Source organism: Massilia sp. YIM B02443 (genome assembly GCF_030411955.1).
Taxonomy (GTDB): domain Bacteria; phylum Pseudomonadota; class Gammaproteobacteria; order Burkholderiales; family Burkholderiaceae_D; genus Telluria.
Genome location: NZ_JASNRA010000003.1, coordinates 296202 through 307992, shown reverse-complemented (window position 1 = coordinate 307992; position 11791 = coordinate 296202). Strand labels below are relative to the sequence as shown.

The 11791-nt window shown below is 65.4% G+C and carries 9 protein-coding genes; 3 read left to right on the top strand and 6 right to left on the bottom strand.

The features are described 5' to 3' along the window. Positions 1-67: 67 nt before the first annotated feature. Positions 68-2206: a S46 family peptidase gene (locus tag QPK27_RS05695; RefSeq protein WP_290417235.1), complete on the bottom strand. Its 2139-nt coding sequence runs from the start codon at positions 2204-2206 to the stop codon at positions 68-70. Between the two features lie 193 nt (positions 2207-2399). Between QPK27_RS05695 and QPK27_RS05690 the strand changes: the two genes are divergently transcribed. Beyond that, complete coding sequence (locus QPK27_RS05690) at positions 2400-3707, top strand: diguanylate cyclase (protein ID WP_290417234.1); 1308 nt, start codon at positions 2400-2402, stop codon at positions 3705-3707. 585 nt (positions 3708-4292) lie between these two features. Continuing rightward, positions 4293-5426 carry a PQQ-dependent sugar dehydrogenase gene (locus tag QPK27_RS05685; RefSeq protein WP_290417233.1) on the top strand — a complete coding sequence of 378 codons (1134 nt, stop codon included), beginning with the start codon at positions 4293-4295 and terminating at the stop codon, positions 5424-5426. A 101-nt stretch (positions 5427-5527) separates the two neighbouring features. Here the strand turns inward: QPK27_RS05685 and QPK27_RS05680 are convergent, their stop codons facing one another. The 4 genes from QPK27_RS05680 to QPK27_RS05665 all read right to left on the bottom strand — a co-directional run bounded on the left by QPK27_RS05680 (position 5528) and on the right by QPK27_RS05665 (position 8998). Then, entirely contained in the window at positions 5528-5893 is a 366-nt protein-coding gene (locus QPK27_RS05680) for a DUF4844 domain-containing protein (protein ID WP_290417232.1), read from the bottom strand. Positions 5894-6088: 195 nt separating this feature from the next. Further along, entirely contained in the window at positions 6089-6910 is an 822-nt protein-coding gene (locus QPK27_RS05675; protein WP_290417231.1) for an EcsC family protein, read from the bottom strand. 39 nt (positions 6911-6949) lie between these two features. Then, the gene (locus tag QPK27_RS05670) at positions 6950-7924 is read right to left on the bottom strand and encodes an HDOD domain-containing protein (protein WP_290417230.1); all 975 of its coding nucleotides are present in this window, start codon (positions 7922-7924) and stop codon (positions 6950-6952) included. A 57-nt stretch (positions 7925-7981) separates the two neighbouring features. Further along, positions 7982-8998, bottom strand: a complete 1017-nt coding sequence (locus QPK27_RS05665; protein WP_290417229.1) for a GlxA family transcriptional regulator — start codon at positions 8996-8998, stop codon at positions 7982-7984. 132 nt (positions 8999-9130) lie between these two features. Here QPK27_RS05665 and QPK27_RS05660 point away from each other — a divergent pair, with 132 nt between their 5' ends. Further along, on the top strand, positions 9131-10372 hold the full coding sequence (locus tag QPK27_RS05660) for an S-(hydroxymethyl)glutathione dehydrogenase/class III alcohol dehydrogenase (protein WP_290417228.1): 1242 nt from the start codon (positions 9131-9133) through the stop codon (positions 10370-10372). Positions 10373-10374: 2 nt separating this feature from the next. Here QPK27_RS05660 and QPK27_RS05655 read toward each other — a convergent pair whose 3' ends face one another. After that, positions 10375-11787 (bottom strand): efflux transporter outer membrane subunit, encoded by a 1413-nt coding sequence (locus QPK27_RS05655; protein ID WP_290417227.1) that lies wholly within the window; start codon positions 11785-11787, stop codon positions 10375-10377. Positions 11788-11791: the final 4 nt, after the last annotated feature.

The window sequence follows — 11791 nt, the reverse complement described above, 5'->3', positions numbered from 1 at the left end:
CTTGGATCCCCGCCTGCGCGGGGATGACGGTTTTTAGGCTAACGATGCTACGGACTGAGTAGCCAGCTTACTTCTTCGGATATTTGATCGTCATTTCCTTCAACAGATTATCCGCCCGATCCACTTCCTTCATCACCCACAGCATGTAGCGGATGTCGACGTGAATCGCGCGCGTGATCGCGGTGTCGAAGTACCAGTCCTTGGTGATCGATTCATAGGTCGAATCGAAGTTCAGCCCCACCAGTTCGCCGTTCCTGTTCATCACCGCCGAACCCGAATTGCCGCCGGTGGTATCGGCGCTCGACAGGAAGTTGACCGGCACCGTACCCAGCGCGCGGTCCTTGAACACGCCGAAACGCTTCTGCTGGATCGCCTGCTTCAGGGCAGGAGGCACGATGAACGGATCCTTGCCGGTTTCCTTCTCCAGGATGCCGTCCACGGTGGTGAACGGGCCCTTGGTCAGGCCGTCGCGCGGCGAGTATGGCGACACGGTGCCGTAGGTCACGCGCAGCGTCGAATTCGCGTCCGGATAGACTGGTTTGCCCTGCGACTTCTTCCACGCGATCACGGCCGACATGTATTGCGGGATCACGCGTTCCAGGTTGCCGTCGATATCGCTGCGGCGGTTTTCCAGCGCCATGCCGGCGTCGTGCAGGCGCACGGCGAGCTGGATGAACGGGTCGTTCGACAGGCGGAAGGCGTCCGGATCCTTGCCGATCCAGGCCAGGCGGCTGGCGGTGTTCGACAGGTCGCTGGCCTTGTACATCGCGGGCAGCATATTCGCCTGCGGCAGCAGCGCGTCGATGCCTTGCGGGCGCACTTTGGCGTCGATGCGGGCGTAGCGCGCCAGCGCGGCCTTGTAGCGCGCTTCGTCCACGTTGGCCACGAACGACTGCTCCAGGCGCGTCAGGCGCGCGCGGATGAACGACAGGTCGCGTTCCTGGTAGCCGGCTTCGCGCTGCGCGTCCGGCTTCTGGCGCTCGATCGCCAGGCGGTACAGGGTGCGCGCGCTCCTCAAGAGGTCGCTATGCGTCGCCTCGAGCCACGCCGCTTCGGTGCGCGACTGCGCCATGTCCTGGCCGATCACGTTGTCCAGGTCCGCCAGCAGGTTGGCCGAACCGTTCGCATGGCTCTTGTGCCAGGCGCGGAATTCGGCGTCCTGCACGTCCTTGATGGCGGCGATGTCCTTGCGCGCGAAGCCGTCCAGCAGGCCCTGCGTTTTCTTGAGCACGTTGTTCAGGCCCTTGGCCACGCTGGCGTAGCGCACGTCCCAGGCGGCATTGCCCTGGGTGGCAGCGGCGATCACGGCCAGGTCGGCGGTGATGCTTGCCACCTTGGCCGGGAAGTCGACGTCGCGCGCGAAGCGGATCTCGCTCGGCAGCTTGTAGCGGCTGGTGCGGCCCGGGTAGCCGGCCAGCAGGATCGGATCGCCGTTCTTCAGGCCTTCGGCCGAAACGACGAGGAAATCCTTCGACTTGTAGGGCACGTTGTCCGGCGATGGGTCGGCCGGGCGGCCGTCCTTGCCGACGTAGGCGCGCAGGAAGGAATAGTCGCCGGTCTGGCGCGGCCATTCGTAGTTGTCGATGTCGCCGCCGTAGTTGCCGATGCGGTCCGACGGCGCGTACACCAGGCGCACGTCGCGGATCATCAGCTGCTTGATGCGGTAGTACTCGAGGCCGCGGTGGAAGGCCGGCACCGAGCAGCGATAGGCTTTGTCGGTTTCGCACTCTGCGATCAGCGCTTTCACGCGCGACTCGACCAGCTCGTGGCGTTCGCGGCCCGACATGGACGGCGACAGGCCTTTGAGCACGCGGTCGGTCACGTTCTCGACCTTTTCGGTGACGTACACCAGCGTGTTGGGGCCGCCCGGCAGTTCTTCGGCACGGGTCTTGGCCAGGAAGCCGTTGACGATGTAATTCTTTTCCGGGGTTGCGTTGCGCTGGATGGCGCCATACGCGCAGTGGTGGTTGGTGACCACCAGGCCGTCGGGCGAGACGAACGAGGCCGAGCAGCCGCCCAGCGAGACGATCGCGCTCATCGGATGCTTGGACAGGTCGGCCAGCTTCTCGGCCGGCATGGTGATGCCGATGCGTTTCAGTTCGGATTTAAGCTGTGGCAGCTGGTGCGGTTGCCATTGGCCTTCGTCGGCGTGCACGGTGGCGGCCGCCCCCAGAAGGATGACCGGCAAGACGATGGATTTGAACAAGGTAGAACCCCAGGATGAAAAAAAGCAAGCCCGGAGTATATCGCCGTTGCGGTATAGTCGGGATGTTTTCTGGCGTAATGACAATGTCTCACCGCCTTGAAATCTCGGTCAGCACGGTGTCATATTCAGATGGCAATATCTAACGTTAATCAATGTAACGTCAATGATAGACAGACCACGAAAGCCCCGCATCATGACCAGCGACGCGCCCCTTTACCGCCACCGCGTACATTTCCTGTCGCAGAGTTTCTTCATCAAGGACAACGGCGCCGAACTGCTGCTGCACGCGCACAAGTACGACTTCGACATCGGCTTTCACAGCGAGCTGGCGCAGTTCGTCGCCGCCGTCGAACAGGACACTGGCGCCGGACTGTTCGTGATCGATCTCGACGCCCTGCACAATATGCAGTCCGACATGGCCGACGGCCGCAAGACCCTGATGCTGGGCGAGCTGCTGGCACGCCTGCCGGCCGGCCGCGAGTACGTCTACCTGCAATCGGCGCGCCAGGGCGGGCGCTTCTTGCTGCAGCAACGCCTGGTGGACAGCAACTGCCTGGCCTACGCAGAAAAGCCGATCGCCAACGACGTGCTGGTCGACAAGCTGTTCAACCTGTTCGTGCAGCAAAAACGCGGTGACCCGGTGCGCCTGGTGGCCCTTGGCGTCGCCGCCGAGCTGGACGACGCCGCGCTCTTGCAGCAACAGGTCGAGGTGATCCACCACCTGGACGCCACCACCCTGCACCTGCGCGTCAAGGAATTGCAGCCCGACCTGGTCCTGATCGGCGACAGTGAATTCGTGCGCCTGGACGCGATCGCGCGCGTGCTGCGCAAGAACATCGAGGCCGACCCGGTGCGCGAGATCGTGCTGCTGCAGCGCAGTCCCGACCCCGCCCTCACCCGGCGCGCCCTGGGCAGCGGCTTCGACGCCATCCTGCATTGCAGCGAACCCGACCTGCTCACCGCCCAGCTGGTCAACCGCGCCGGCAAGATCCGCGTCAACAAGGACCTGATCGGCAAGGACCGGGCCACGGGACTGTTGAACAAGGTCGGCCTGCAGCGCAAGACCCAGGACCTGATCCGCCAGGCCTGCCAGGACGGCAAGCCGCTGGCCTTCGCCGTGATCGACATCGACAAGTTCAAGACCATCAACGACACCTGGGGCCACCACTTCGGCGACATCGTGATCAAGCGCCTGTGCCTGTGCCTGGCCCCGCACATGCGCGAGCGCGACCTGCTCAGCCGCTTCGGCGGCGAAGAGTTCGTGGCGGTGTTCTGGGATTGCGGCCTGGAAGACGCGTGGCGCCGGCTGGACGCGATGCGCCAGGCCTTCGGCGCGATCGCGTTCCAGGTCGGACGCGCCGAGACGCGGTGCTTTTCGTTCAGCGGCGGACTGGCTGGTTTCCCGGAACAGCGCAGCGAAAACGAATTGTTCCTGCGCGCCGATGCGATGCTATATACGGCCAAGGAGAGCGGGCGTAACCGCATCTGCCCGGCGCCGTGAGCGGGCTGGTCACCACCGCTTGGCACGGCGTGGTCTGTATTGCCGGTGTAACCTCAAACGATGATTTACGCGTACGTCGCGTGCCACAAGGAACTTACCTTCAATGAAAAGGCTAACATGTCAAAGCAAGCATTGCTGCACCGCATGATCACGCCAGAACATATTTGTCCATAGGGAGTCAAGTCCTCGAATTATTGAAGCGGGCGGGTTATCAAGTCGAGGACCATCAGCTGACTACCCGAAGCGAAGTTGACGCGTTCATGCAGGACGAGGGAGTTCAGACTACGCCGCAGACCTATATTGGCGGGCAGCGTGGGCATGATGAACTTGCCGTGTTTTTAGACGGGAAGTAAAAGTCAACTAACTCCCTAGTTGCACCAGGAACGTTCTCGACTGCCCGGATGCTGCCGCTCCGTTCTCACCAGCCGGCCGCGACCAGCGCAGCGTCTGCAATCGGAGTTTTGCTCTACACTTCCTACCGCCCCTTCTAACCAACAGCGCCGGCGCATACTTCGCGCGCGTAGGCGACGGGTGCGCACCGCCTCGACAACGTGGCATCAATCCGCGAATGGAGATCTGGACAACATGAATTTGAGCACGCTCGGCCTTGCCACCACTTTCTCGCTCACCCTGCTCGCGTTCGCCGCCGCTCCGGGCGCAAACGCGCAGGCCAATGCAACCGCGACCAGCAGCCTGCCTTTCGAGGTCAAGCCGGTCGGCACGTTCAAGAACCCATGGGCAATGGCATTCCTGCCGGACGGCAACATGCTCGTGACGCAAAAGGAGGGGACGATGATCTTGTTCGATCCCTCAACCGGTACCAGGCGGACAGTGTCCGGCACGCCCGCCGTCAGCAGCAAGGGCCAGGGCGCGCTCATGGACATCGTCCCCGCTCCCGATTTCGCCGCCAGCAAACTACTCTACTTCAGCTACTCCGAAGCGCGTCCCGGTAACGATAGCCGGGTCGTGCTCGCCACTGCGACACTGGATCAGGCAGGCGGCACGCTCAAGGATACCAAGGTCATTTTCCGCGGCCAGGATGCTTCGACTGGCGGGCACTATTCGGGCCGTATCGGGTTCTCGCCGGATGGCAAGTATCTCTTCTTTACCAGTGGCGACCGCCAGCTTCTCGATCCGGCGCAAGACCCTAAATCGACGCTGGGCAAGGTGCTGCGCCTGAACCTCGACGGCACGCCAGCTGCTGGCAACCCGCTCGCGGCCAAGGGCTTTCATGCAGCCGTCTGGTCGTATGGCCACCGCAATCTGCTCGGTATTGCCCTCGACAGGCAGGGGCGCCTGTGGGAAATGGAGATGGGACCGCGCCATGGCGACGAGATCAACCTGATCAAGCCAGGCCTCAACTATGGCTGGCCGAGAGCATCGAACGGTAGCCACTATGACGGCCGGGACATCCCCGACCACGCGCCTGGCGACGGCTTCGAAGCCCCGAAAGTGTCCTGGAATCCGGCCATTTCTCCCGGCGGACTCGCCTACTACGATGCGGACCTGTTCCCGAAGTGGAAAAATTCCCTCTTCATCACCGGTCTCTCGGGCAAGTCGCTAGACCGCATCGCCCTCGACGGCGAGAACGCGAGCAAGGTGGAACACTGGGACATGGGCGAACGCATCCGTGCTGTTCGCACCGGGCCGGACGGCGCGCTATGGCTGCTCGAGGACGGTCCGCGCGGCAGGCTCCTGATCCTGACACCGAAGAGGTAAGGCAGCGGGAACTGCGTGACGCGGGCATGCCCGCTTTTGGCCGGTTGCAGACCTACCTGAACGTCTGCTTCCGACCCAAAGCAGACACTCGCGTCGGGCTTCTACATGCCGCCGAGGTAATGAGTGAGAAGGCCGTCAGAACTGTCGATGCCTAAAATGTCCATGATCAATTCAATTTCCATACCAAAATGCTCACGACCCTCAGTGTCTTCATACTCCACTGCTTCAAGTGAAGGTTGAAATTGCGCCAGCACCCATCGTTTAGTTGGGTTTTTCTCGATGCCTTCGAGCAGGCGATCGACAAGGTTATCGAGATTTTTCTCAAGGCGCTCACGCTCCTCGGTCACGTCAATTCCTGGTAGGTGCGTTAGCTTTGACGCTAGTCGATAGTCTCGTAATTGCTCTGTAACGCGTGCATCTACGGTAAGCGGTTCGTCAATGATTTCTGAGAGGGGGTCGTAGGTCATTCAGCTTCTCCAGTCGATTTTGGTCGGGCTAAGGTCCGCTCCTGGCCGATTGCGGACGATCGGTACGGCTCAGTGTACGACCTTGCCGCTACCAGCACACGTTGCCGAGATGCCGACCACAGATGTTGTGACAGACTTCATCGTTTGCGAGGAACTTCATCAGCGGCCAACCTGACGAATCAGTTAAAACCGCGCTCAAGCCAGCAAGCCTGCCAGCACCGGCAGCGCACGATCCGGCGCGATGGCATGGTACTGGCGCCGCACCAGCGCCTCGCCGTACTCGCGCTCCAGTCGGCGTAGCGCAAAGTGGCCGCGGCTCATGTTCTGGAAGTGGTCCATGAACAGCAGGTTGATGGTCGCGCCGCCGACCGCGCCCAGCGCCGGCACCATCATGGTGGCGGCCTTCTGCGTCACATGCACCTGGAAGCGCGCGGCTACCACCGCGATCAGGCGCAGCAGCGCCGGCGCGGTCGCGACGTTTACCGACTTCGCGGCCAGTGCCTGGGTGGCCTCGGTCACCGCGCGCGCAAGCGCGATGCGCATCGCGAAATAACCCGACTCGGCGGCATCGTCGCCGTCACTCGGCCCGCCCAGCGCCAGGATACGCAGGCATTCGATCTGCGTGGCAGCGTCGCCCGGCGCTTCGCCGTTGGCGCGCGCGATGTCGGCGATCGAGCGCAGCATGATCACGGTCGACAGCGGCAGCTCGACCAGCAGGCCCGGCAAACCGAAGGCGCCGCCGACGCCACCCGAGACGCCGGCCGCCAACTTGTGCAGGCGCGGTGACGCGGTCTTTTCCTCATTGTCGCCCAGGGTGAACAGCGCGCCGCGCATCGCGTGCTGCAGCGCGTTCTCGGTGGCGCTGCCGACGCGCTTCTGCCACGCGGCCGGCAGACGGTCGATGGCCGACTCGATTGGCGAGCCGACCAGATTGCTCATGCGCGCGGCCAGGCCGGGGTTTTCCAGCAGCCGCCTGGCTTCGCGCAGCTGCTCCAGGTGTTCGGTGCTCATCCTCATGGCGATCTCCTCACAAAGCCCGGCTGCGCGGCCGATTCTTCAGCCGGCGCCGTCCAGCGCGCCCAGCTTGCCCAGGCAACGCCGCTCGAAATTATCCAGGCTGCCAGATACCAGCATGTCATCCTCGTCCACCACATGCGCATCGAGCAGCAGGCGCAGCTTGGCGATCTGGTCGCCGCGCTCCAGCGCGCCGGACAGCGCGGTGGCATCAGGACGGCCGACGCCGGCGATGCCGTCCACCACGTCTTGCGGAAATTCCCAGTGTCCGGCGATGGTGGACGACAGCTGGCGGCTGACGTCAAACAGGCGCCGGCCGAATTCGCTCGAACCCGGGATCCTGCCCTCGTCGCTGGCGCGGCCGGCCAGGCGCAGCGCCACGATCAAGCCCAGGTTCTGCATCAGGCCGGCCAGGTAGGATTCGAACACGCCCGCGCCCAGGCCGGGCGCCATCAGGCTGGCCGCCAGCGCGCACTTTTCGGACTGGTTCCAGATCGTCGGCGCCGCCTGGCGCGCGAAGCCGCCCTCCTGCATCTGGATCAGCGGACGGAAAGCGATGCGAGCCAGCAGCATGCGCAGGCCGTTCTGGCCGATCATCATCAGCGCCGCGTCGAGCGACTTGACCGGCTGCAGCGGCCGGTAGTAGGCGCTGTTGGCTTCGCGGATGACTTCGGCCACCAGCACCAGGTCGCGCTCTACCTGGCGCGCCAGGTCGCCGGACGAGACGCTGTCGTCGGCCAGGTCGCGCAGCAGTTGCGGAATCAGTTCCGGGATGCGCGGCACCAGGCCGGCAGCGGCCGCAGGGTCGGCCGCCAGCGTGCGCACCAGGTCGAGGATGTGTTCCTCTGCCTCCGGCGTGGCCTGGTAGCCGCTGGAAGCGGTCAGCCAGCGGTAATAGGCGGCGTCGACCTCGACGGCCAGCTGCTCCGGGCCGGCCTCGGGTTCGGCGGCGGCCGGCGCTTCGCTGCGCGCCGCCTTGTCATCCCCGCCCAGCATACGATCGATCCATTTTTTCATAGCGTCAGTCCTGCATCAGATAGCGGCATTATATGCCCGCGGCATGGCCGCACGTGGTCACGCTGCCGCTTCGGCGCCGACGCCGGTGGTGACGAAGCGCTCGCGGTACATCTTCGGCGTGATGCCGAGTTTTTTCATGAACACGCGCCGCATGTGCGCTTCGTCGTGGAAGCAGGCGCGCGCGGCCACCGTCTTGAGCGGCAGGTCGAGGCTGGCCAGCAGCCGGGTGGCGCGCTCGAAGCGGCTCGCCTCGATGAATTCCTGGGTGCTCATCCCAACCTCCTGCTGGAACACGCGGGCAAAATGGCGTTCGCTCATCATCGCCCGCTCGGCCAGCTGGGCCACCGGCAGGCGCTGGTGCAGATTGTCCAGGATCCAGGCCTGCAGTTCGCGGATGTTGGGGCGCGTGGTGCGCTCGCTGAGCAGGTGCGCGCTGAATTGCGACTGGCCGCCGGGGCGCTTCAGGAACACCACCATCTCGGTCGCCACCTCGAGCGCCAGCTCGCGGCCGAAGTCGCGCTCGACCAGCGCCAGCGCCAGGTCGATCCCGGCGGTGACGCCGGCCGAGGTCCAGATGGCGCCGGAGCGTACGAAGATGGCGTCGGCGTCGACGTCCACCGCCGGATACTCGGTGCGCAGGCGCTCGGCCACGCTCCAGTGGGTGGTGGCGCGCTGGCCGTCCAGCACACCGGCGGCGGCCAGGAAGAAGGCGCCCGAACACAGCGCGGTGAGCTGGCCGATGCGCGGCGCGGCGGCGGCCACCCAGTCCACCAGCGCCCGGCCCTCGGCCAGCGCGGCGTCGATGTGGCGCGCGCCGACGATGATCGCATTGTCGGGCAGCGCCAGCTGATTGAACGCCTTGCTCGCCTCGAGCGACATCAGCGTGTCCGAGCGCACCGGCCCGACCCGCTCGGCGGCCACGCGCACGTCGTAGCCGGCCGCCTGGCCTTTGCGCTGCAGGTGCAGGTTGGCGTACTCGAACACCGACATCGGGCCGACCGCCTCCATCGCCTTGAAGCCGGGATAGACGATGATGTCGACGGTGATGGCGCCGCTGGGGGAAGTTCGGGACATGGAAAGACGTGGAGCAGGCTGACGATCCGGTCATTATTGCACCAAATCCTGCCATTCTCCGGCCCCGCCCTGGCCCTGGCGCGCCCGCGCGGCCAGAATCGCGCCATCCCAATCCATGCGAGACGACATCCCATGAAGACCAAAGCAGCAGTAGCCTGGCGCGCCGGCGCGCCCCTCACCATCGAAGAAGTCGACCTGCAAGGCCCGCGCGAGGGCGAAGTGCTGGTGGAACTGAAAGCCACCGGCATCTGCCACACCGATTATTACACCCTGTCGGGCGCCGATCCCGAAGGCCTGTTCCCGGCCATCCTGGGTCACGAAGGCGCGGGCGTGGTGGTCGACGTCGGCCCCGGCGTCACGACGCTCAGGAAGGACGACCACGTCATCCCGCTGTACACGCCGGAATGCCGCCAGTGCAAANCCGAAGGCCTGTTCCCGGCCATCCTGGGTCACGAAGGCGCGGGCGTGGTGGTCGACGTCGGCCCCGGCGTCACGACGCTCAGGAAGGACGACCACGTCATCCCGCTGTACACGCCGGAATGCCGCCAGTGCAAATTCTGCCTGTCGCGCAAGACCAATCTGTGCCAGGCGATCCGCTCGACGCAAGGCCGCGGCCTGATGCCCGACGCCACCTCGCGCTTTTCGCTCGACGGCAAGCCGCTGTTCCACTACATGGGCACGTCGACCTTCTCCAACTACATCGTGGTGCCCGAGATCGCGCTGGCCAAGATTCGCCAGGACGCGCCGTTCGACAAGGTCTGCTACATCGGCTGCGGCGTGACCACCGGCGTCGGCGCGGTGCTGTTCTCGGCCAAGGTCGAAGCCGGCGCCAACCTGGTGGTGTTCGGCCTGGGCGGCATCGGCCTGAACGTGATCCAGGCGGCGAAGATGGTCGGCGCCGACAAGATCATCGGCGTCGACATCAACCCGGCGAGGGAAAGCATGGCGCGCAAGTTCGGCATGACCCACTTCATCAACCCGCAGCAGGTCGAGAACGTGGTCGACGCCATCGTGCAGATCACCGACGGCGGCGCCGACTACAGCTTCGAGTGCATCGGCAACACCACCACCATGCGCCAGGCGCTGGAGTGCACCCATAAAGGCTGGGGCCAGTCCTTCATCATCGGCGTGGCCGAAGCCGGCGCCGAGATCGCGACCCGCCCGTTCCAGCTGGTGACCGGGCGCGAATGGAAGGGTTCCGCCTTCGGCGGCGCGCGCGGCCGCACCGACGTGCCGAAGATCGTCGACTGGTACATGGAAGGCAAGCTCAATATCGACGACCTGATCACCCACCGCCTGCCGCTGGAGCGCATCAACGAAGGCTTCGACCTGATGAAGTCGGGCGAATCGATCCGCTCGGTCGTGCTCTACTGAATTTATTGAGCCAGCGCCGCCTCGTTCCAGCCACCGCCCAGCGACTGGATCAGCGCCACCGCCGCCGTCTGGCGGTCGGCCTGCACCTGCACCAGGTTGCGGCGCGCGTTCAGCGCCGTGACCTGGGCCTGCACCACTTCGGTGTAGCTCACCTGCCCCGCCTTGTAGCGGTTCAAAATCTGTTCTTCCACCATCCCCGCCGCCTCGGCCGCTTCGGCGCGCAGCACCTGCTGCTGCGACAGCACGCGGGTGGCGGCCAGCTGGTTTTCGACGTCGGCGAAGGAATCGAGCACTATCTGGCGGTAGCGCGCCACAGTGGCCTGATGGCGCGCCTCCGCCCCTTCGACACTGGCGCGGGTGGCGCCGGCGTTGAACAAAGTCTGCGCCGCCGACAGTCCGAACGACCAGGCCGCGGCGGACGCCGAGAACAGGTCGCCCACGCGGCTGGTGGTGTTGCCGTAGGCGGCGCTCAGGCCGAAGTTGGGGAAGTAGGCCGAGCGCGCGATGCCGATGTCCGCGTTCGCCGCCGCCACGTCGCGCTCGGCGGCAGCGATGTCGGGACGGCGCTGCAGCAGCGTCGACGGCACGCCCGTCGGCACCTCGGGCACCGCCACGTGCCACGCGGCCGGCGCGATCGAGAAGTTCGACGGCGCCTGGCCGACCAGCACCGCGATCGCGTGTTCGAGCTGGGCGCGCTGGCGCTCCAGGCCCAGCGCTTCGCTGCGCGCGGTGGCGAGCTGGGTCTGGGCCTGCAGCACGTCGGAGCGGGCCGAGACGCCGGCGGCGAAGCGGTTCGAGGTGATCTGCAGCACCCGCTCGTAGCCTTGGATGGTCGAGGCCAGCATCTCGCGCTGGGCGTCGGTCTGGCGCAGCGAGAAGTAGTTGATCGCCAACTCGCCCTGCGCCGCCAGGCGCGCGCTGGCCAGGTCGGCCGCGGTGGCTTGCGCGTTGGCTTCCGATACTGTTACTGCATTACGCAGGCGACCGAACACGTCCGGCTCCCAGCTGGCGCCGATCTGTACCCGGTAGGCGTTGTCGCTGGTGCGGTTGCCGCCGCCGGCGCGGTCGGCGCCGGCAGTGAGCGACACGGTCGGGAACAGCGAGGCGCGCTGCTGCGCCACCAGCGCGCGCGCCTGGGCATAGTTGGCCACCGCCACCGCCACGTTCTGGTTCGCCGTCTCGACCTGGGCCGCGAGGCGATCCAGTTCGGGGTCGGCAAACAGACGCCACCACGGGCCGCGTTCGAGCGTGTCGGCGGGCGCCGCCGGCACCCAGCCGGCCAGCTCCTTGAAGTTGGCCGGCAGCGTGCCGGCCTGCAGCGGCTCGGGACGCTGGTAGGCGGGACCGACGGTGCAGCCGGCCAGCGCGGCGGCGAGAGCGACAAGGGTCAGGCGATAAGGAACGGTATTTCGCATAGAG